At 51.7% G+C, this 23539-nt stretch carries 16 protein-coding genes; 14 read left to right on the forward strand and 2 right to left on the reverse strand.

All coding sequences use genetic code 11. The features are described from left to right. Nucleotides 1-347 precede the first annotated feature (347 nt). The 12 genes from M2133_RS13700 (at nt 348) to M2133_RS13755 (ending at nt 19286) form a co-directional block, all read left to right on the forward strand. Entirely contained in the window at nt 348-1103 is a 756-nt protein-coding gene (locus M2133_RS13700; protein ID WP_277466747.1) for an NUDIX domain-containing protein, read from the forward strand. A gap of 3 nt (nt 1104-1106) precedes the next feature. After that, nucleotides 1107-2591, forward strand: coding sequence for an FGGY family carbohydrate kinase (locus M2133_RS13705; protein WP_277466748.1), 1485 nt, complete (start codon nt 1107-1109; stop codon nt 2589-2591). Nucleotides 2592-2853: 262 nt separating this feature from the next. Continuing rightward, nucleotides 2854-4182 (forward strand): xylose isomerase, encoded by a 1329-nt coding sequence (xylA, locus tag M2133_RS13710; RefSeq protein ID WP_277466749.1) that lies wholly within the window; start codon nt 2854-2856, stop codon nt 4180-4182. An 83-nt stretch (nt 4183-4265) separates the two neighbouring features. Then, nucleotides 4266-5657, forward strand: coding sequence for a D-xylose transporter XylE (xylE, locus tag M2133_RS13715; protein WP_277466750.1), 1392 nt, complete (start codon nt 4266-4268; stop codon nt 5655-5657). 456 nt (nt 5658-6113) lie between these two features. Next, nucleotides 6114-9314 (forward strand): TonB-dependent receptor, encoded by a 3201-nt coding sequence (locus M2133_RS13720; protein ID WP_277466751.1) that lies wholly within the window; start codon nt 6114-6116, stop codon nt 9312-9314. Between the two features lie 10 nt (nt 9315-9324). Then, nucleotides 9325-11166 (forward strand): RagB/SusD family nutrient uptake outer membrane protein, encoded by a 1842-nt coding sequence (locus tag M2133_RS13725; protein ID WP_277466752.1) that lies wholly within the window; start codon nt 9325-9327, stop codon nt 11164-11166. A 10-nt stretch (nt 11167-11176) separates the two neighbouring features. Continuing rightward, complete coding sequence (locus M2133_RS13730; RefSeq protein WP_277466753.1) at nt 11177-12055, forward strand: hypothetical protein; 879 nt, start codon at nt 11177-11179, stop codon at nt 12053-12055. Between the two features lie 89 nt (nt 12056-12144). Then, the gene (locus M2133_RS13735) at nt 12145-12741 is read left to right on the forward strand and encodes a DUF4369 domain-containing protein (protein WP_277466754.1); all 597 of its coding nucleotides are present in this window, start codon (nt 12145-12147) and stop codon (nt 12739-12741) included. After that, on the forward strand, nt 12738-14480 hold the full coding sequence (locus M2133_RS13740) for a DUF6057 family protein (protein WP_277466755.1): 1743 nt from the start codon (nt 12738-12740) through the stop codon (nt 14478-14480). The genes M2133_RS13735 and M2133_RS13740 overlap by 4 nt, the downstream gene beginning before the upstream one ends. A gap of 65 nt (nt 14481-14545) precedes the next feature. After that, on the forward strand, nt 14546-16018 hold the full coding sequence (locus M2133_RS13745) for a hypothetical protein (RefSeq protein WP_277466756.1): 1473 nt from the start codon (nt 14546-14548) through the stop codon (nt 16016-16018). Between the two features lie 23 nt (nt 16019-16041). Continuing rightward, the gene (locus M2133_RS13750) at nt 16042-17811 is read left to right on the forward strand and encodes a DUF6057 family protein (protein WP_277466757.1); all 1770 of its coding nucleotides are present in this window, start codon (nt 16042-16044) and stop codon (nt 17809-17811) included. An 8-nt stretch (nt 17812-17819) separates the two neighbouring features. Beyond that, on the forward strand, nt 17820-19286 hold the full coding sequence (locus M2133_RS13755; protein ID WP_277466758.1) for a hypothetical protein: 1467 nt from the start codon (nt 17820-17822) through the stop codon (nt 19284-19286). A gap of 292 nt (nt 19287-19578) precedes the next feature. On the opposite strand, the gene M2133_RS13760 is transcribed toward M2133_RS13755, so the two are convergent. Continuing rightward, nucleotides 19579-21867, reverse strand: a complete 2289-nt coding sequence (locus M2133_RS13760) for an NADP-dependent malic enzyme (RefSeq protein WP_277466759.1) — start codon at nt 21865-21867, stop codon at nt 19579-19581. A gap of 22 nt (nt 21868-21889) precedes the next feature. Next, nucleotides 21890-22234, reverse strand: coding sequence for a hypothetical protein (locus M2133_RS13765; RefSeq protein ID WP_277466760.1), 345 nt, complete (start codon nt 22232-22234; stop codon nt 21890-21892). A 107-nt stretch (nt 22235-22341) separates the two neighbouring features. Between M2133_RS13765 and M2133_RS13770 the strand changes: the two genes are divergently transcribed. Together M2133_RS13770 and M2133_RS13775 are read left to right on the forward strand one after the other, a co-directional pair. Continuing rightward, complete coding sequence (locus M2133_RS13770) at nt 22342-22905, forward strand: DUF3575 domain-containing protein (protein ID WP_277466761.1); 564 nt, start codon at nt 22342-22344, stop codon at nt 22903-22905. Between the two features lie 8 nt (nt 22906-22913). Continuing rightward, complete coding sequence (locus tag M2133_RS13775; RefSeq protein WP_277466762.1) at nt 22914-23435, forward strand: DUF3868 domain-containing protein; 522 nt, start codon at nt 22914-22916, stop codon at nt 23433-23435. The last annotated feature ends 104 nt before the right edge of the window (nt 23436-23539 follow it).

The raw sequence follows: 23539 nt of genomic DNA on the forward strand, positions 1-23539 counted from the left end.
TTAGGGGTAACGATCGGGTCCACTTCGGTGTGACACAGCTTAGCCACGGCATGGCAAAGCTTTGTCACGGGCATGGCAAAACTTTGTCACTGGCATGGCAAAACTTTATCTCTTGCATGGCAAAACTTTGCCACTGGCATGACAAAAGTCTTTTACAAAAGAAAACGGCTGTGAGAACGGGTGTGAGACGGTGTTGTACGCCGTACAATAAGGATCTATCCACATATTGTCGTAAGTACATTGAGTAAGCTGCAATCTATTAGAGTGTTATAAACATATAAAATTGCATATTTCACTTTGTGGTTAAAGATAAATATATATATTTGTCGACGTTAATAGTGTGTCGGATGAAAAAAGAAGAAACCCATTTGTTTAATCCCCATGTCTCGGTCGACTGTGTACTGATGAGTATCGTGGACCATAAACTCTCGGTTTTATTGGTGGAGCGTTGGGATAAAAGAGGGGAAACCATCGGATTGAAACTGCCCGGCGGATTGATCTATCAGGAGGAAGACCTGGATGACGCGGCTTACCGTATCCTGAATGAAGCCACCGGCATGAAGCGGGTGCAGTTGAAACAGTTCCGTGCTTTCGGCTCGCCCGAGCGTACGCGCAATAAAGAAGATGTGTTGTGGCTGGAGAATGCCTCCAATCAGAAGATCATGCAGGCCTATCAGGAGACGATCCGTATCGTAACGATCGCTTACCTGGCGTTGTGCAAGCCCGACCGGAAGGCTGCCGATACGGAATACGAGAGTATGCACTGGGTGCCGATCGATAACCTGCCGCGCATGCCGTTCGATCACAATCGCATTGTCAACGAGGCGGTGTTTGAGATCCGCGACTGGGCCGACCGCGAGCCTGCCATTGTCTTTTCTTATCTGCCCAAGAAGTTTACCGCTTCGGAACTGCGCTCGACCTACGAGATTATCTTCAACCGGAAGATGGATGTGCGCAACTTCGACAAGCGCATGAAAGCCATGTCGTACGTAATCCCTACGGAGGATGTGAAAGAAGGCCTGGCGCATCGTTCGCCCCGTTATTACCGGTTCGATAAGACGCTTTACAATAAGTTGAAAATAAAACTCAATAAAAACAAATAACGTATGCTATTAGGATGTGATATCGGCAGCTCGTCAATCAAAGCTGCCCTGGTGGATGAGAACACCGGTGAGATCATTGGTTCCGACTTTTACCCGAAAGAAGAGGCCGCGATCCATGCGCCCCGTCCGGGTTGGGCCGAACAGAACCCGGAAGAATGGTGGGATAACCTGAAGATCGCTATCCGCGGTGCCCTGACACAAGCGGGAGCGGATGGCTCGGAAGTGAAAGCGATCGGTATATCCTATCAGATGCATGGCTTGGTGTTGGTCGATCGCCGGATGCAGGTACTGCGTCCTTCGATCATCTGGTGCGACAGCCGGGCCGTGCCCTATGGCGAGCGGGCGTTCAAAGCGATGGGCGAGGAGTATACCCTTTCGCATCTGTTGAATTCACCGGGAAACTTCACCGCCTCCAAATTGGCCTGGGTGAAAGAATATGAACCGCAGGTGTTCGATAATATCTATAAGATCATGCTTCCGGGCGACTATATCGCCATGCGGATGACGGGCGATGCCGTTACCACGGTTTCCGGCCTTTCCGAAGGCATCTTCTGGGACTTCAAGACCAACTCCCTCTCAGCGGATCTGATGAAGTATTATGGTTTTGGGGAAGAGCTTATCGCACCGATCAAGCCAACCTTTGGCTTGCAAGGCGAACTCTTGGGTTCTATCGCTACGGAGCTCGGCTTGAAAAAAGGAACGCCCGTAACCTACCGGGCAGGTGATCAGCCAAACAACGCCCTTTCCCTGAATGTATTGAACCCAGGTGAGGTAGCCGCCACGGCCGGTACCTCCGGCGTGGTCTATGGCGTGAACGGAACGGTCAATTACGATACGCTCTCGCGCGTCAATACCTTTGCCCATGTCAACCATACGGAGCAGCAGACCCGCCTGGGTGTGCTCTTATGTATTAACGGTGTAGGCATTATGAATTCCTGGATTAAGAAAAACATCGCCCCCGAAGGAATCGGTTATGATCAGTTGAATGCATTGGCGGCAACTGTGCCTGTCGGTTCGGAAGGCGTGTCCATCCTGCCGTTTGGCAATGGCGCGGAGCGTATGTTGCAAAACAAAGAGATCGGATGTTCCTTGCATGGTGTCAATTTCAATATCCATCACAAAGCGCATCTGGCCCGTGCCGCGCAGGAAGGCATTGTCTTTTCCTTTAAGTACGGTATGGATATCATGAACGAGATGGGCATTGACATCGATATCATACGCGCCGGCAATGCCAATATGTTCCTGAGTCCGATCTTCCGGGATACATTAGCCGGAGTGACCGGTGCCTTGATCGAACTCTACGATACGAACGGTGCGGTAGGCGCCGCCAAAGGAGCCGGTATCGGCGCCGGTATCTATCAAACACCGGAAGAAGCCTTCGCCTCGCTGAAGAAATTAGAGGTGATCGAGCCCGACGGCCTGAAAGCCGATCAGTATTGCGCCGCCTATGAAACCTGGCGGGAATGTTTAATGACGAAGAATGGGTAAAGATTTCAGGAATGTATGAACTAATAGTATCTAAGCTCCTCTCCTGGCCAGGAGAGGGGGACCGCCGCTTGCGGTGGTGGAGAGGTTGTTTTTCAATATCAATAAAAATGGAAGAGACAACCACTCCACCGCTGCAAGCAGCGGTCCCCCTCGCCTGGCCAGGCAAGGAGCCGAGATAGCACTGGTCGCAAATCTTCTAATATCATATATGCATTAATAATTAACAATTAATAATTAACAATTCACAGTTAAATTTACTATCATGAGCATTTACAAAGGAGAAAAAGAATTCTTTCCGGGCATCGGAAGGATCCAGTTTGAAGGAAAAGAGTCAAAGAACCCGATGGCATTCCATTATTATGACGAAAACCGGGTCGTTATGGGTAAAACCCTGAAAGATCACCTGCGCTTTGCCATGGCGTATTGGCATACGCTCTGTGCCGAAGGAGGCGATCCTTTTGGTGGGGGCACCAAATCGTTCCCCTGGAACAGCGGAATGGATGCCATCTCACGGGCGAAGTACAAGATGGACGCGGCATTTGAATTTATGAGCAAATGTAATATCCCGTACTATTGTTTCCACGATGTGGACGTAGTGGACGAACCGGATACCTTGGCCGAATTCGAGAAACGCCTGCAAACCATGGTGGGTTACGCCAAAGAATTGCAACAGGCCACAGGCAAAAAACTGTTATGGTCGACCGCTAATGTATTCGGTCACAAACGCTATATGAACGGAGCGGCAACAAACCCGAACTTCCCCGTGGTAGCCTGTGCCGCAACGCAGATCAAGAACGCCATCGATGCCTGTATTGAACTGGGTGGCGAGAACTATGTCTTCTGGGGCGGCCGCGAAGGGTATATGAGCCTGTTGAATACGGATATGAAACGCGAGAAAGATCACCTGGCTATGTTGTTGACTATGGCACGCGACTATGGACGCAAGAACGGTTTCAAGGGTACGTTCCTGATCGAACCTAAACCGATGGAACCCACCAAACACCAGTATGATGTGGATGCGGAAACAGTGATCGGCTTCCTGCGCAACTACGGCCTGGACAAAGACTTCGCCTTGAATATCGAAGTGAACCACGCTACCCTGGCAGGCCATACTTTCGAACACGAGCTGCAGGCGGCAGCCGATGCGGGTATGCTTTGCTCGATCGATGCCAACCGGGGTGACTACCAGAACGGATGGGATACCGACCAGTTCCCGATGGATATCTATGAATTAACCCAAGCCTGGCTGGTGATCCTCGAAGGAGGCGGCTTGACAACGGGCGGTACGAACTTCGACGCCAAGACGCGCCGTAACTCAACCGACCTGGATGATATCTTCCTGGCCCATATCGGGGGAATGGATGCTTTTGCCCGCGCGTTGATCATCGCTGCCGATATCCTGGAGAACTCGGATTACCGCAAGATGCGCGCTACCCGTTACGCCAGCTTCGACGGTGGCGACGGTAAAGCTTTCGAAGAGGGTAAACTTACCCTGGAAGACCTGCGCAAGATCGCGCTCAACAGTGCGGAACCGGCGCAGATCAGCGGCAAGCAGGAGTTGTATGAGATGATTATCAACAACCACATCTAAATAGTTGAAAGTTGAAAGTTGAGAGTTGAAAGTTGAAAACTAATCTTTCACTTTCAACTTTCAACTTTCAACTCAAAATAGTTATGAGTAATAATAAGTATAACACCGCCTACGTCTTTGGCATCACCTTGGTCGCTACGATCGGGGGATTGCTTTTTGGCTACGATACGGCGGTGATCTCCGGGGCGGAGAAATCGGTGGAAGCCTACCTGATCCGCCCCCTGGGATTAAGCTCGTTTGTGCATGGGGCGACGGTCTCGAGCGCGTTGATCGGCTGTATCATCGGTGGGGCGCTGTCGGGATTCTTCTCTTCCCGCCTGGGACGTAAGCGGTCGCTGGTATTGGCGGCGGTCTTGTTTTTCCTGTCGGCTTTGGGCTCGGGATTTCCGGAGACCTTGTTCTTTACACGCGGTGAACCGACTATGGGACTCCTGGTTGTCTTCAACCTCTATCGTATCCTGGGTGGGATAGGAGTGGGGTTGGCTTCGGCGGTCTGTCCGATGTATATCGGCGAGATCGCGCCGGCGGAGATCCGTGGACGCCTGGTGTCTTTCAACCAGTTTGCCATTATCTTCGGTATGCTGGTGGTCTACTTTGTGAACTGGGGCATTGCCAACGGGCAGACGATCGAGTGGATCAATAGCCTGGGGTGGCGGTATATGTTCGCTTCCGAAGCGATCCCGGCGGCATTGTTCGGTGTGTTGGTCTTGTTCGTACCGGAGACGCCGCGTTACCTGGCTATGACCCGTCAGGACGAAAAGGCATTTGCCGTATTGAAAAAGATCAATGGCTCGAAAGAAAAAGCCCAATCCATCCTGGAGGATATCAAAGCGACGGTTTCGGAAACCACCCGAGGAAAACTGTTCTCTTATGGTAAAGGGGTGATTATCATCGGTATTCTGTTGTCGGTATTCCAGCAGTTCGTCGGAATCAATGTGGCGTTGTATTACGCCCCCCGTATCTTCGAAAGTATGGGAGCAGCCAAAGATGCCTCTATGTTGCAGACGATTGTGATGGGGCTGGTGAACGTGATCTTCACGGTCGTGGCTATCCTTACCGTAGATAAATGGGGACGTAAACCGCTGTTGATTGTCGGCTCGATCGGCATGGCCGCCGGTATGTTTGCCATCTCCGGCCTGGCGTATTTCAATATCATCGGCATCAGCACATTGGTCTTTATCATTATCTATACGGCTTCTTTCATGATGTCGTGGGGCCCGATCTGCTGGGTGTTGATCGCCGAGATCTTTCCCAATAAGATCCGTGGACAAGCCGTGGCGATTGCCGTTGCCGCCCAGTGGGCAGCCAACTACTTTATCTCATCGACCTATCCGGCGATGATGGAGTTCAGCGGTGCGTTCACCTATGGTTTCTATGGCGTGATGGCCGTATTCTCCGCTTTGTTTGTCTGGAAAATGATTCCCGAAACCAAAGGGAAAACATTGGAACAGATGGAGCAGTATTGGAAGAAGTAAAGGCGTATTTGTGTTCCCTAAATAAAGTATTGCACTTTTGTAACTTAAACATTGCGCTTTGGGTTACAAAAGTGCAATGTTTTTTTTCAGATCAAACCGACCTTGTCTATTGTACGCTCAAAATCCCTGAAGATGCGCCCAGAAGCTCTCAAACGCCAGTTGTGTGTTAGTTTTATGAACATTTATTTGAATGTATTGTTTAAAAGCTGTTAATTTGTTGCAACAAAGTGTAGTGGTGGTTGTGTGCATATCATGTCTTTTAGGGGGCAATTTCTTTCGGATTAGGGTATAAAACCATGAAAGAAACAAATTAACCCCTATTCATTTACATAACTTATCCTTACGTTTGTTTGCATACGTTTACATTTGCTTTGACTTTTAGAAGTCGCTAAAAACATAGTGTTGCAAATATTAATTTTGAGAATAATTACAGTTAAACAACTTAAATCTCTTTTTATGAAAGAAAGGTGTAAAGTATGTTCTTTGCGCGGACTCCCATGGAAGATCGCGCAAACGTTTTTGATCGTAGCCTTCCTGTTTATGCACTGTATGCCCGCTTTGGCGCAGTCTACTGTCAGGATAAAAGGTACTGTTAAATCAGCTATGGATGGAGAACCACTTATCGGTGTGAATGTTATCGAAAGAGGTACCACCAATGGTGTAGTCACTAATTTTGACGGAGAGTATGAACTTTCGGTTCCGGCAGGGGCTGTGGTGGCATTCTCTTATGTTGGCTTTTTGGATTATACGCTGACGGTGACCGCTGGCCAGACGACTTACGATGTGGCCCTGCGGGAAGACTCACAGTCGCTGGAAGAGGTAGTCGTTATCGGTTACGGGGTGCAGAAGAAAAAGCTGCTTACCGGAGCAACCGTGCAGGTGAGCGGTGATGACATCACCAAGATGAGTACGACCAGTGCGTTGACAGCGCTGCAAAGCTCAACGCCCGGGGTTACTATTACCCAACAGAACGGGCAGCCGGGATCCGGCTTTATCGTTAACATTCGTGGTATTGGTACGATCGGTAGCTCGGCTCCGTTGTACGTGATCGACGGCGTTCCCGGTGGAGACCTGAACCATATCAGCCCGGCGGATATCGAATCGATCGACGTATTGAAAGATGCCGCTTCGGCAGCGATCTACGGTTCGCGTGCAGCGAACGGGGTTGTGTTGGTGACCACCAAACAGGGGAAAGCCGGCAAGACTACAATCTCTTACGACGGCTATATCGGTTCACAATATATGTATAAGAAACCGGATATGCTCAACGCACAGCAATATATGCTGATCCAGGACGAGCGCCGCTACAACGAAGGACAGGCCGGTTACAACTGGAGTGGCATGTTGGGCAGCGATCTGTACAACAGCTTTGCCAACGGCAGCAACAAAGGTACCGACTGGGTAGACGAATTCTATAACGAAGGTGCCCTGACGCAGAGCCATGCTGTCAACTTGACCGGTGGTAATGAAACTTCCGTATTCTCTCTGGGGTATTCCTATACCACACAGGACGGGATCTTCGGTCATGACGTACAGTCGAAATACGACCGTAGTACATTCCGTATCAATTCAGACCATGTTCTGTTGAAAGGAAACGGCTACGATATCATCAAGATCGGGGAAACATTAAACTATATGTACCGCGAGAACTCCGGTATCTCACAGGGCAACCAGTATTGGAATGCCTTCTTCAATGTGCTTTCTGCCAACCCGCTGTTGCCGGCTTACAACAAAGACGGTGAACTCTATTCCGCAGCCGATAAAACAGCCGACGGTTGGAACTTCGACGGAAATACGGGTAACCCCATCCTGGCAGTAACTTCCAATACACAAGGGAATAACCTGAGTAAGAATCATAACCTGAACGCCAGTGCTTATGTACAGATCCAGCCGATCAAAGGTTTGATCTTCAAGTCTCAGTTCGGTTATAAGATGAGTGCTTCTTCGTATCGTGACTGGAATAAAATCTTCCAGGCATCGAACAACTCTTTCAGCGCAAACGAAAGTGTAGCACAAAACCAGAGCGTAGGTTATAGCTGGTCATTGGAAAATACCTTGCTTTATCAGCTCCGCAAAGACCTGCATACCGCAGATATCGTATTGGGTCAATCGGCTGAGAAATGGGGTATGGGTGAGAATGTTTCTTCCGGCGCTTCTTTCAATATCTTCGATGGCGATTGGAAATACGCTTGGGTAGACAATATGAAACCGATTGCACTGGATCAGCGTTCGGCTGGTGGTTCTCCCTGGGGTAGTGGCTCTTTGGCTTCTTTCTTCGGTCGTGTGAACTACAACTTCAAAGAAACCTATATGGCTTCGTTTACGCTCCGTGCCGACGGTTCGTCGAACTTCGCACGCGGCAACCGCTGGGGTTACTTCCCTTCCGCTTCTGTGGGTTGGGTGGTGACGAACGAAACGTTTATGGAAAGTGTACAGGACTATATGGACTTCCTGAAATTCCGCGCCAGCTGGGGACAGAACGGTAACTCGAGCATCTCGGCTTTCCAATACTTGTCGACCTTTGCTTTCAATGATTCCGATGCGTATTATTTCGGAAAAGATAAAACGACGTCTTCTACCGGTGCGGTAGCCGATATCCTGAAGAACCCGGATGTAAGCTGGGAAACACAGGAGTCTATCAATATCGGTTTGGACGCTCGCTTCCTGGGTGGACGCCTGGGTATGAACTTCGACTGGTACACCCGTACCACGAAAGACTGGCTGTTGATTGCTCCGATCCTGAGTACCTATGGTTTGAACGCACCGTATGTGAATGGTGGGGACATCCGTAACCAGGGGGTTGAACTGGCATTGAGCTGGAACGACCGTGTTGGCGACTTCACCTATGCCGTAAGCGCGAATATGTCGTACAATAAGAATGAAGTAACACGTATCGCCAATACCGAAAAGATTATCCATGGGGAATCCAATGTGTTGTCACAGGGTACAGGTGAAATGTATCGCGTACAGGAAGGTTATCCTGTCGGTTACTTCTATGGTTACAAGACTGCCGGTATCTTCCAGAACCAGGCTCAGCTGGATGCTACTCCGGCTAAATTAGCGGGTGCACAAGCAGGTGACGTGATCTTTGTGGATACCAATAACGACGGCGTAATCAACGAACTCGACCGTACGATGATCGGTAACCCGCATCCTGACTTCCTGGCCGGTTTGAATATCTCTTTGGGATACAAAGGTTTCGACCTGTCGATCGCGGCTAACGGCGCGTTCGGACAACAGGTGGCTAAATCGTATCGTCGCTTTGCCGACAGCCCATTGCAGAACTATACGACCGATATCTTCGGACGCTGGCACGGGGAAGGCACTTCCAATAAATTGCCTCGCCTGACTTCCGGTTCACATTCGAACTTCCAGTTGGTGTCGGATATCTATGTGGAAAATGCCGACTACGTGAAATTGCAGAACATCACCGTGGGTTACGACTTCAAACGCCTCTTCCCGCGTATGCCTTTAGGACAAGCGCGTCTGTATGTAACGGCTCAGAACCTGTTCACCATCACCGGCTATTCCGGTATGGATCCTGAAATCGGTTATGGCGAATACAATGGTAACCAGGTTTCTTGGGTGAAAGGTATCGACCTGGGTTCTTATCCCAGCGCAAGAACATACTTAGTAGGTGTAAATCTTAAATTCTAAATAATTACGTATGAAAAAGATATTATATATAGTATTAGCGGCATTGATGATCGGTGCAACGGGTTGTGAAGACTTCCTGGATTCGGAAAGCTATACGAAGAAGAACTCGGAGAACTTCCCGGTCAATGCCAGTGATGCCGACCAGTTATTGGTGGGTGTATATGCAACGCTGAACCAGACACAGAACAATACCGCTTGTTCTCCGCTCTTGGTAATGGAACTGGCTTCCGACGACCGCTTCGGTGGTGGTGGAGAAAATGATAAAACATTCCAGGCTTGGAACCAATTGATGGTGGACCAACTGGATGTGCTCAAACCGACTTGGGAAGTACGCTATCGCGGGGTGAACCGTGCCAATATGGCGATCACCTCGATCGAGACGGCCATGGAAGATGGCGATGATAAAAACCAGAAGTTGGGTGAAGCGCTCTACCTGCGTGCTTATTCTTACTTCGATCTGGCACAAATCTTTGGAAATGTTCCCTTGATCGAAGCCGCGCCCGAGAATGTATCGGAAGCCGAAGTGGCTCCCCAACAGAAAGATGCCAAAGAGATCATGCAGTTTGTCTTGACCGACTTGTGGCGTGCGTATGATATTATGCCTTCCGTGAAATGGAATGCCGTTACATCGGGTGTGGTTACCAAATGGGCGGCTGCAGCGATGATGGCCCGTGCTTACTTGTTCTATGACGGTGTACATGGCAACGGCAACTTCGATGCGGTACCTCTGTTGGAAGGATCCGATAAGGCTTCTTTGACCAAAGATGACGTAGTAGCTGCATTGGAAGATCTGAAAAATAACTCCGGACACCAGTTGGTAGCCGACTACCGCTCGATCTGGGCATACAGTAACCTGACAGCAAAGAACGGCGGCCCGGTAACCGTTGGTAGCGACAAGGTACAGCACAATTTGAAGTACGACTATGTGTCTGATGCTGATCCCTGGATCCGCGATGGCGACAATCCTGAAGTGGTGTTTGCTATCAAATGTACCAGCTTGTCGGAATGGATCGGCGACCGCTTGGGTAATACCAACCAGTTGGCCTTGTTCTTCAGTATCCGTAACGGCGGTAATGGTGCCGACCAATACGTGAATACCTTCCCCTTCGGACAAGGATGGGGCGCCGGACCGGTCAACCCGCAACTGTGGGACGAGTGGTCTAACGATGACCCGCGTAAGAAAGCGTCTATCTATAACGTAGCCGACGAAGCAACCGAACTGGAAGGCAGCACGCCGTATCAGTATGGCTTCGACTCGCAATGGGAAGAAACTGGCCTGTGGCAGAAGAAGATCATCGCTGTTACCCGTACGGGTAAAGATTCCGATGGTAACGACGTACTCTGTAACCACTTCGCCTCTTCGAAAGACTATTACGCGGCAACCGACGAATTGCAAGGTGTCGGACGGGATAACTTCCAGGTAGGCTTTGCGACCGACTTGATCATCATCCGCTATGCTGATGTCTTGTTGATGCATTCCGAATTGACCGGTACGGCCAACGGTATGAATGAAGTACGTGCTCGCGTAGGGCTGCCGGCAGTAGGATACAGCCAGGAAGCCTTGCAGAAAGAACGCCGCTACGAGTTGGCTTTCGAAGGTACGCGTTGGTTGGATATCCGTCGCTGGGGCATTGCCGCTTCGCAATTGGAAAAGATGTCGGGCACAACGATCTACAACAGCGCAGTCCGCACCGTACAGAAGAGCCAGGGCGGTGGTTTCGCCAGCCGTTACCAGGCAACCAGTGGTTACTGGCCGATCCCGCAGTCTGAAGTGGATATCTCTAACGGCGCTTTCAAGCAAAACCCAGGTTGGGACGCATCGAATGGTGTTTATGTAAGTTGGGCTAACTAACGAATGTATCATGAATAAACGAAAAGATAATATGAAGAAGATAGGATTATTATTAATCGCGACGGGTTTCCTCTTTGCCTGTGATCCGGTAGAAGAGCGCATGGACATGGGCACGATGACAGTGACGGAAGCCGATCTGGCTAAGGTGACGGCTACCCCCGTGATGAGAGATAGTGAAGAGAACCCGGGCACGCAGGTGCGCTCCAACTATATTCACCTGAACAGTGAAGGCATCGCCGCCCTCTCTTCCTGGTTCTACGGAACGGGGACCTTTACGGGTACGAATGGCGTGGTGCAGGTAGTAGTGCCGGGACGTCAGACGTTGACCTTTACTGCTTTAGGTCCTGACGGTACGAAGCTGACGCGGGATATCGAAATCGAAGTAGACGAGTGCTTTGATGTGGCTCCGCAATGGGGATACCTCTGTGGAACCGGTAGCCGTGTATGGACCTGGAACGAAGACGAGAGTGGTGCCGTTTGGGGTAATGGAGGTTACATTGGTAACACTGCTCCGGGCTGGTGGACTGTCAGCATCGATGATGTAGGCGGTCAGGTCGCCGGCGAAGGTAAAGGCGCAACGATGGAATTTTCTGTCGTAGGTTCTTCCTTTACCAAGACGCGTACCGATGGTTCGCAACAGAACGGTTCGTTCAAATTCTCCTATACCGGCGACGATGTCGTGATGAACGGTGACGCCGTATGGGCAGAAGGAACATTGACGATCAATGGTGCCAGTGTATTGGTGGGAATCAACCCCAATGCCGGCAACGCGCCTTATGATACGTATCATATCCTTCGCCTGAACGATCAATACATGAATTTATGTGCTCCCGAACCGGGTGCCGGTTCCTGGGGAACGGCTTGGTTCTGGCAGTTCAAGGCTAAGTGATAAAAATAAGACTATTGAAACGTAAGTTAATTTGAAGGAAAAGAGGTGAACCTGTCTATGGATCGCCTCTTTTCTGTATTTTTGCCTGTATGAAATGGTTTGTGTTACTTGGCTTATGTGTGTTGATGGGGTGCTCCGGAGGCGACTCTTGTGTGCTTGAGGGACAACTGCCGGCGGGCTCCTATGAAGGGGAGCAGGTCTATCTGGTTCCTTTGCAGGGAGCTACGCAGGAGAATGTGGATTCGGTGGCGGTGGAGCAGGGGACGTTTCGCTTTGTCCGGGAAAGCCCACAGCCGCAGTTGTTTATCTTGCGTATGCGTCCGCAACTGCGGTTGGATATACAGGAGCTGTTGGTGGTGGTCGAAAAGGGAGAAGTGACGGTCCGCCTCGACTCGGTGAGCGTGGCACGTGGCACGCCTCTGAACGATACCTTGCAAGAATGGAAAGAGCAGAAAGCCGAATGGGATGCGACCCAACGCTGGCTGCGTAGTATCTTTCCTTCGGCAAATGCCGAACAACAGGAGGAAATCTCCCGACGGAAAGAAGAAATAATGCAAAAAAGTTCAACATATAATTATACCTTTGTAAAGAATAACAAGGACAATGTGGTAGGGGCATTCGTCTATTCCATGATCAAAGGGTCGTTGAGCCCTGAACAAATCGAAACGCTGGGTATGCCGGAATGAAAATAGACGCGAAGGATATAGTGGTTTCTTTACTGATAGCCATCCTCTTGGTTATGGGCAGCTTCTTGTTCTTTCAGTTCGCACAGCCTTACGCGCTTTTCTTCAAAGAGCAGACACAGCTCTTTCTCTTTACCTCTGAATATTTCCTTTCTTATCTGGATAAACCGGGCACACTCGCGTGTCTGGTGGGCGACTTCCTGACGCAGTTTCTTTACCTGCGTGGGGCAGGGGCGCTGGTGGTTTCTTTATTTCTATTGTTGGAGTGGATTATGGCTTTTGCCGTATTGAAACGCCTGGGTTGTGGTACATTGGCGCCGCTCTGGGCCTTGCTGCCGGTCTTTGCCGAGGGACTGTTTCTGGCGCAACTCTATTATACCCTGGCCATTCCGGTGACTTGGCTCTTGGCGATGGGATCTTTCCTGTGTTATAGCGCGATCCGGCGGCGCTGGCTCGCCCTGTTGGCGGGCATTGTTTCCGTGCCGTTCCTTTATAGTCTGACGGGCGCCGGAATGTTTTTGTTTGTCCTCTTACTCTTCTTATACGAGATCTACCGGCGGCGGGGGCTGGCGGGCGCGGCGTTATTGATCCTTGTGTTTGCGGCGGCCTATCCTTACCTGATCCGTTCGCTCTACCTGTTGACGGCCACGCAGGCTTATCTTTATCCGCTGGCGCAAGGGCGTTATGGTTTATCGGCGGTCGTATTGTTGCTCCTGGCGGTGATTGCTGTGGCGCTATCGTCGCAACGCGATAAGGTGACGGCGCGTACCTTCTCTTTCCATGTCTTATGGATATTGATCCTCGGCATTGCCAGCTTTGTTTTCGCTGTCGATAAGGAGCGGGAAACGAATTTAGCCCTGGCTTCGGAAGCTTATTTCGGTAACTGGGAGCGGGTCTACGATCTGGCGGAGAAAGAGAAACAACCGAACGCCCTGGCGACCTATTACGCCAATATCTCCCTTTCCCGGCGCGGTGAATTGGGCGATCGCCTAATGGAATTCTACCAGCCGGGTGGCGCGGGCCTCTTCCTGCCGGTCAATCCGGAAGCCAACTGGTTCACGATCTTCTTTAGCTCGGACGTACATTATTACCTGGGCGATATGAATATGGCCCAACACTCGGCGATGCTGGGCATGATCTTCTCGCCCCGCCACCGGAGCTCGCGTATGGTGAAACGCCTGGCGGAGATCCATCTGGCGCTTGGCGACTCAGCCGCCGCAGAGAAGTACCTGCGCCTGTTGGACGCCACCTTATACCATAAGAAATGGGCGGCGCGCATGCGTGACGCTTTATATTCGGAGCAGCCGGGCGACTATCCCTGGCTGACGCAGCAAAAGGAACGGTTGACCACGACAGACAGGCTTCGCCGGGCCGCCGACTATCCCGCGGCCCTGGAAGCCTTGCTCGAGAGCAACCCGGAGAACCTTCCCGCCCGGGACTATCTCCTGTCGTACCACCTGTTGACTAAGAATATGCCTGCCTTCAAAGCGGCTTTCGACCGCTACGCCAAAACAAAAGGCGCCTATATCCCCCGAGCGTATAGCGAAGCCTTGTTGATCTATCTGGCGGCGACGAATGCATCGGAGAAGGAGTTCAAAACGTACACCTTCGATGAGGCGGTGGTGAAAGCCTTTGCCGAATATACGGCACTCTACGAAGAGATGAAAGGCCGGTTGGAACCGGTGCGCGAGCGGTTCGAGGGGACGTATTGGATGTATTATCACTTTGCGGAAGTGAATTGAAAATGAAGAATGAAGAATTAAGAATTGGAGCGAAGCGGAAATCGCTTAGCCGAAGGCGTAAAGCAATGAAGAATAAAAGGGGATATATGTTGCTGTTGTTGCTGCTCTGCGGGCTGTTAGCTTGCGGCGGACCGCAGGAGGTGGAGGTGTGCGAGCAGTTCCCGCCGATCTATCCCGACTATACAGAGGTGACGATTCCCAGTAATATCGCTCCGTTGAACTTCCTGTTGCGCAATAAACCCTCACAGGTGGAGGTGTCGATCAAAGGAAAGACTACCGGTCTCCTGTTGCGCAGCGATTATAAGGTGCAGTTCCAGGGCCGGCGCTGGCGTAAGGTGCTGGAGGCCGAGAAAGGCGGAACGCTTCAGGTGCTTGTCAAAGCCAAGGTCGACGGCCGGTGGATTCAATATGCACCATTCTCCTGGCATATTGCCGAAGAGCGGATCGATCCTTACCTGAGTTATCGCCTGATCGAGCCGGGTTATGAAGTATGGAACGCCTTGCAATTGCGCGAGCGGCATCTCGAATCGTTCGCCGAGCGGGTGATTGCCGACAATAACCTGACGGACCGGTCTTGCATGAATTGCCATACGTACACGAAGAACGATCCTTCTTTGTCTTTCTTCCATCTGCGGGGAAAAGATGGGGGCACGATCCTGAACCGCAACGGCGAGTTGCGCAAACTCGACACCCGGGTGGCGGGAATGCTTTCGTCGGCGGTCTATGGCGAACTGCATCCGTCGGGACGCTACGGCATTTTCTCTTCTAATGTGATCATTCCTGAATTTCATACGCTGGCGGAAAAGCGACTGGAGGTCTACGACAACGCTTCGGAAATCTACCTCTACGACTTCGACGCCCGCACGGTGCAAACGGTCGCTTTCCCGGTTAGCGAAGGCGAGAAACTGCGTACTTTCCCGGTCTTCTCTGCCGATGGACGCTCGGTCTATTATTGCGAAGCGCCTTATCTGCCATTGCCCGATAGTATTCAATACCTGAAATACGACTTACACCGGATTGCTTTCGATCCCGACCGGCGCGCGTTCGGCACGGCAGTCGATACGCTCTACTCCGCCAACGCGATGGGCGGCTCCGTCTGCCATCCCAAGGCCTCGCCGGATGGAAACTTCCTTTTGTACACCGTTGCCGACTACGGCACCTTCCCGATCTGGCATCAGGAGACCGATCTTCAGCTGTTCGATCTCCGCACAGGCGAGCGCGACAGCCTGGACCGGGTGAATGCGCCCGGTTCGGATACCTACCACAGCTGGTCGTCGGGCAGCCGCTGGTTTGTATTTGCCAGCAAACGCGACGATGGCATCTACGGCAAGCCTTATTTCGCCTATGTCGATCGCCAGGGACGGGCGCATAAGCCTTTTGTCCTGCCGCAACGCGATCCGGCGCACTACGATTACACGTTGAAATCCTATAATATACCCGAACTATCCACCGGCCCGTTGTCGTTCGACGCCGGTGATATCGAACGTATCTATAGGGCGGGTGAAGCGGAGACGTTCACCCGCGTAGAGGAACCCTAATCATAACGAAACTGACTGTATTTATGAAAAGACGCACACATGCCATCATCGGATGGACTACTACCGTAAGCCTGGGGCTTTTGTTTTGGTTCTTTTTTGCGGTATGTTACCGCCATCACGGGCATTATCAGGAGCAGATGCAGTTGTTCCTGTTCACGCCCGCCTATTTCCTTGAACTGATTGGCCGGCCGGGAGGGCTGGCGATCTATCTGGGGCGTTTCTTCACCCAGTTTTTCTACGATTCGTTCACGGGAGGTTTCCTCGTGGCGCTCTTATTGGTTGCTTTGCAGCGGCTGGTACGCGATGCGGCGAATCAGGTGACGCGTCTTCCTTCGGCACAGTTGCTGACTTGCATTCCTTCTCTATTATATGCCGCAGTTCTTTGCGATGAGAATATGCTTCTCAACGGATTGGTGGCGTTGGTGGGCGCGATGGCGGCCGTGGCGGTCTACAACCGGATCGGCCGGCCGGCAGCTCGGGCGGTTTATTATCTGTTGATGGTCCCTGTTTCGTATTTCCTTTGGGGTGTGGGCGCTTTGGTGTTTGTTTTGTTGCCTCCCTTGACCGAATGCATACGCCGGCGGCGATGGACGTTCTTATTGACGTTGTTATTGCCCGGTATCTTGCTTTTTGCTGCTTTGCCTTTCCTGGCAAAGGCTGTGTATATGCAGTATCCGATCGAACGCTACCTCTTGGCGGGCGATTACTACCGCTTTGTCCATGCCTACCCGGTTGCTTTCCTGTCGGTCTTCCTCTTTACGGCCTTGTTGCCGCTTCTCTATCGCGTATTGCCCCGGCGAAGATACGCGGCGGCGCGGATGCAATATGCCTCGCAGCTCTTGTTGTTGGCTCTCTTGGCTGCCTTGGGCGTATGGAGGGTGGCCGACTGGAAGAAAGAAGAATTGATGGCCTACGACTACTACGCCCGCGTGCAGAAATGGAACAGTATCCTGGCAATGGCGGATAAAAAGGCACCGACCGGTCCCCTGACCGTGGCGATGTTGAACCTGGCACTCAGCCGGACGGATCACCTGCCGGAATATATGTTCACCTATTACCAGAACGGGACCGAGGGGCTGATCCCTTCTTTTGCCAAAGATCACCTGCAGCCGCTGATGGTGGGGGAGATCTACTATTGGTTGGGACTGATCAACACGGCGCAACGCTTCGCCTTCGACGCGATGGAGACGATCCCGGACTATCAGAAGAGCGTGCGGGCGGTGAAGCGCCTGGCGGAGACCAACCTGATCAACGGACGCTACGCCGTGGCTGCCAAGTATCTCTCTCTCTTGGAAAATACCCTTTACTACCGTTCCTGGGCCAAGCAGACGCGGACCTATCTCGCCAACGAAGCGCGCATAAACGCCCATCCCGAGTGGGGAACGTTGCGCAGTTATCGCCCGGGTGAGGATTTCTTCTTTAGCGAGACCGAGAAAGACCAGATGTTCGGGTTACTGTTCCAGCAGAACCCCTCGAACCGGATGGCGTATGAATATCTGCTGGCCTTTACACTGTTGAAAAAAGACTTGCCGGCCTTCTATCGCTATTACCCGCTGGGCGAAGGCACGATCACCTACGGCATGATCCCACGTGCGTACCGCGAAGCATTGGCCTTGATCTGGAGTCAGGTGAATTACGACCCCGCGCGCAAACCCCACGGGCTGAGCGACCGGGCCGTAGGACGATTGGAGAACTACCGCGGGATATTTACCACACAATCCGACCCGGCCTCGGCCCTGAAGCGGACACATGGCGATAGCTACTGGTTTTATTTCCATTTTGGAACAAACTAAAGACGTGTATGATGAGAACGATCAAAGAATATCTGCGCATAGGAATAGCCGCTTTGGCACTTTGTCTATTGACGGCCTGCGCTGAACAACTGAAAGACGTACGGGAGGTGATGGAGCTGCCGGCGATCTATCCCGACTATACCGGAGTGACCATCCCGGCAACCCTGGCTCCATTGAACTTCAGCTACGACGGACCGGCAGAGCGGATCGATGTGGTGATCGAAGGAACCAGAGGCGGCAAGATTCACCTGCAGGGCAAAACCGCGCGCATCCCCGCCGCGAAATGGCAGAGCCTGTTGCAACAGAATAAGGGCGGGCAATTGAATGTCACCGTAGTGGCCAAATTCGACGACGGCTGGCGGCGCTTCGTGCCGTTCCCGATCTATATCAGTGACGCGCCGATCGACTATGGACTGGTCTACCGCCTGGTGGCTCCCGGCTATGAAGTATATAGCCAGATGGGTATATACGAACGCGATCTGTCGTCGTTCAGCCAAAAGCCATTGATCGAGAATACACTCATCGCCAGCAGTTGTGTCAACTGCCATTCGTTCCGCCAAACCGATTCGGAATACGTTAGTCTGCACGTGCGTGGCAAACAAGGCGGAACCGTCCTGAAAACCAATGGCGAGACAGACATCCTCGACCTGAAGACCGCCGAGACCCTCGGACGTGGCGTCTATCCCTACTGGCATCCTTCGGGACGATTCGTGGCTTACTCGCAAAACGATACGCGCCAGGTGTTTCATGCCCGCGATGATAAGCGGGTGGAGGTGTTCGACCTCTCTTCCGACCTGACGGTCTACGATGTGGTGAACAATAAGATCCTGACCAGCCCCCTGTTGTCGACACCCGGCTTCGAAACCTATCCCGCCTTCTCGCCCGACGGCCAGAGCCTCTACTTTTGCCTGGCGGACTTCCAAAACATGCCGGCAGCATACACCGATGTGCAGTATAACCTCTGCCGTATCGCGTTCGATGCCGAAACGGGGCGCTTCGGTGAGCAAGTCGATACGCTGGTCTGCGCCGCCGCGATGGGAAAAAGCGTCTCTTTCCCCCGGCCTTCCTACGATGGCAAATACATCCTGTACACCTTGGCCGACTATGGCAACTTCTCGATCTGGCATAAGGAGGCCGATCTCTGGCTCCTCGACTTGCGGACGGGTGAGAACCGCCCCCTGACCGAAGTGAACAGCGACGATACCGAAAGCTACCACAGTTGGAGCAGCAACAGCCGCTGGTTTGTCTTCAGCAGCCGCCGCGACGATGGCTTGTACACCCGGCTCTATCTGGCGTCGATCGATGCCGACGGCAAGGTGACTAAACCGTTCAAACTGCCGCAGCAAGACGGCCGCCGCCAGGATCCTTCGTTCTATTCCTTCAATATTCCCGAATTCACGGCGGCACCGGTCGAATTGGATCTCCGGGAGATCGAACGCGACCTGCTTTCCGGCAAACGACGCAAAGCGGAATAACCCGGTTCCCACTCCGCTTTTTTCTTTTTTCGCCTGTCTTTTCCCGAAGAGATGGGCGTTTTTTTTTGCTTCTACCCCGCCTTTTGGGTTTAGAGGTACCTCTAAAAATATTTAGACGTACCTCAAAAATAATTATGACGTACCTCAAAACAAATTTAGACGTACCTCAAAAATAATTTTGACGTACCTCATAGTGATTTTAGACGTACCTCAAAACCCAAAAGGCGGGGTAGAAGCAAAAAAAAATGCCCGTCTCTCCGGGAAGAAACGGGCATTGTGCGAAAAAGAGGGTCTATTGTTTTTCTTTTTCAATCTGCTCCTGTACGATGGCGTCCACGACGGCGACAGTCGTCAGGTTAAGAATATCACGGGTTGAGCTTTCGATATCGGTAAAGTGAATCGGTTTGTTCAATCCCATCTGGATCGGGCCGATGGTCTCGGCAATGCCCATCTCCAACAGCAACTTATACGCGCTATTGGCGGAGCTGAGGTTGGGGAAGATCAGGGTATTGACGTCGCGGCCTTTGATTTTGTTGAAAGGATAGGTCTCGTCGCGCAAACGCTTGTCGAGGGCGAAGTTGACCTGCATCTCTCCGTCGATCATCACCTCGGGATGGCGCGCATGAAGGAAATCAATCGCTTCATGTACCTTGCGCGGGCTGCCTTGCTTGTCGGCGCCGAAGTTAGAGTAGGAGAGCATGGCCATCACGGGCTCGTGGGCGAAGAATTGCACGGCATCGTGGGTCAGGCGGGCGACATCGATCAATACTTCGGCCGAAGGGTGGCGGTTGATCAACGTATCGGCGATAAAGAAGGTGCCTTTCTTGCAGGTAATGATGTTCATTGCGCCGAAATGTTTGTACGTTGGGCGGATACCGATGATCTGTTCGGCCAGTTTGGAGATCGTTGTGTAACGGCTGTAGACGCCGGTGATGAAAGCGTCGGCTTCGCCGGTCTCAACCATCATCATACCGAAGGCGTTGCGGTCGACCATCGTCTCGTAGGCGTCGGCAAATGTGATTCCCTCGCGGGCTTTCTTCTCGCTCAGGATACGGGCATAGCGCTCGCGCCGTTCATTTTCACGGTCGTGACGCAGGTTCACAATCTCTATATCTTCGATATTGATATTCTCTTCGGCAGCGATCTTATACAGGCGCTCTTCGTTGCCCAACAGGATCGGCTGGCAAATGCCTTCGGCTTTGGCTTCGACAGCGGCTTTCAGCATATTGGCGTGGTTGGCTTCGGCGAAGACCACCCGTTTCGGATTGGCTTTGGCCATGTCCGTGAACGAACGGATCAGTTTGTTGTCATAGCCCATCATCTCCCGCAGGTGGTTGGCATATCCCTCCCAGTCGGTGATCTGCCGGCGCGCTACACCCGAAGCAATCGCCGCCTGGGCGACAGCCGTCGAGACACGGGTCAACAGCCGGGGATCGAGCGGTTTGGGCAGGATATAATCGCGTCCGAAGGTGGTGCGTTTGAGCTTATAAGCGGCATTGACCACATCGGGCACCGGCTCCTTGGCCAGCTCGGCGATGGCATAGGCGGCGGCGACCTTCATCTCTTCGTTGATCGCCTTGGCATGGGTGTCCAACGCGCCGCGGAAGATATACGGGAAGCCTAATACATTATTAATCTGGTTCGGATAGTCCGAACGGCCGGTGGCAAAGATGATATCGGGGCGCGAAGCCATCGCGTTGGCGTAGGAGATCTCCGGATTGGGGTTGGCCAGGGCGAAAACGATGGGATCGGTGTTCATCGCGCGCACCATCTCGGGCGTCAATACGTCGGCAACCGAAAGACCCAGGAACACATCGGCACCCACCATGGCTTCTTCCAACGTACGGAGCTCACGGGTGGTGGCAAACTCCTTTTTCGAGGCGTTCAGGTCGGTACGCAGGGTCGAAAGCACGCCTTTGCTGTCGCACATAACGATATTTTCTTTGCGCGCGCCCAATCGGACGTAAAGCTTCGTGCATGAGATCGAGGCGGCGCCGGCACCGTTGACCACGATCCGCACCTGGTCGATCTTCTTGCCGATCAATGTCAAGGCATTCAACAAGCCGGCAGCCGAGATGATCGCCGTGCCGTGCTGGTCGTCGTGCATCACCGGGATATCCAATTCTTCTTTCAACCGCCGTTCGATCTCGAAGCATTCCGGCGCCTTGATATCCTCCAGGTTAATGCCGCCGAAAGTGGGGGAGATGGCCTTGACGGTCTGGATAAACTTCTCCGGATCTTTCTCGTCGACCTCGATATCGAACACATCAATCCCGGCGAAGATCTTGAAAAGCAATCCTTTTCCTTCCATCACCGGCTTACCGGCAACCGCGCCGATATCGCCCAGGCCGAGAACGGCCGTACCGTTGGAGATGACGGCCACCAGGTTTCCTTTGGCAGTATATTTATAGGCATCCAGAGGCTCCTGCTCGATAGCCAGGCAGGGCTCCGCCACGCCGGGCGAATAAGCCAGAGATAAATCAGCCTGTGTACTATAGGGCTTGGTGGGAATCACTTCGATCTTTCCCGGTTTCCCTTCGGCATGGTACCGAAGCGCTTCTTCTTTAATTGATTTAGCCATAGTCTTTTTGCTTTAAAGATATTTATGTAATAAAAACCGGCCGCAAAGGTAACAAATTATTACAAGAAAGCCTTCTTTGCTTGAAATTTGTTCTTCCTTCCCCCATCCCTCCCCTGATTCTTAGGACTCCCAGTCCTCCTAATCCCCTAAGCCCCCTAAGCCCCCTAAAGCTCCCAGAACTCCTCGGATTCCTCGGATTCCTAAAGCTCCTAAGGCTCCTAAGCCTCCTAAGCTTCCTCGCCCTCCTCGGATTCCTCGGATTCCTAAAGCTCCTAAGCCTCCTTATCTCCCTTAATCCCCTTAATCCCCTTATCCCCCTCACTCCCCTTAATTCCCTTATCCCCCTTAATCCCCTTATTCTCCTCACTCCCCTTACCCCCTAGTCTCCCCTAAGAAAAAAAATCCCCCCTCCCAAGTTATGCCATTCTCAATAATTATGTATCTTTAAGCCCTTTTTCATTAGGATGACAACTTATGCGTAAACTTTATCTCATAGTTATGCTGGGACTCTTCGTCTCAGGAATCGCTTCAGCACAGTCTCTGGCACTGAAGACGAATCTCTTGTATGATGCCACGACAACGCCCAACTTAGGCGTCGAAGTGTCGATGGGCAAGCATTTCACCTTGGATATTTCCGGTAATTACAACCCTTGGGATCTCTCCACGAACCGCTCCGTAAAGCATTGGTTGGCACAACCCGAGTTGCGCTACTGGCCGGTGGAACGCTTCAACGGACACTTCCTCGGGGTGCATGGCTATTATATGGATTATGTCTTCAAAGACGTTCGCCTGCCCATGGGCATGAAAAGAAACGAAGGCTTTGACGGAACAGCGTATGGCGCAGGGATCGCTTATGGGTATCAACTCTACCTCTCGGCACGCTGGAACCTGGAGTTTACCGCCGGCTTCGGTTATGGTTATTACGAATACGACAAATTCTCCTTAGACAAAGGAGATAATGAGTATTTAGGACTCTATAAGACGGACTACTGGGGAGTGACTAAGATAGGAGTGAGCATTATTTATCTCTTAAAATGAAACATGCCATGAAGATCTCTTTATTATATATAGTAGCCGGGTTGCTTCTCTTCCCCGTTATCCCCAAAGCGCAGGATCCGCAACCTAAGGTGTATACAGGTTCTGTTCATGTGAAGCAGAATGTGGCGGAAGTAAGAAACGACTCGGTCTTTCTGGATATGGATATCACACTTTATGGCGTGCCGGTCCATTCCGATAATACGCTATTGTTGACTCCAGTCCTGCTGACGGAGAAAGATTCGTTGCGGCTTCCTTATATCCGGATTCATGGAACACAAAAGGATCGGATGTACAAAAGAAGCGTCACATTAAGTAAAGGAAAGAAAGAAGATCGATCGGCTTATGTGATCCTGAGGCACGACTCCTTGATCACCCAGGTCGTTTCTTACCGGGATACGCTGGCCTATGAGCCCTGGATGAAGGAGGCAAGCCTATTATTGGAAGGATCTTTCTTGAAATACAACGGGAAACCGAGCGCTATCTACAGAGATATGCTAACCGAAGATCTCTATTTGTCTCCTTTAGATTAATTTCTTCTGAAAAAAGTTCACGAAATATTTGGATCGGATAAAATAAAACCCTTATCTTTGCACCCACGTTCGCTAAAAAGTTAGCACATGAGCGTAAAGTTCTT

Source organism: Parabacteroides sp. PF5-6 (assembly GCF_029504695.1).
Taxonomy (GTDB): domain Bacteria; phylum Bacteroidota; class Bacteroidia; order Bacteroidales; family Tannerellaceae; genus QVMG01.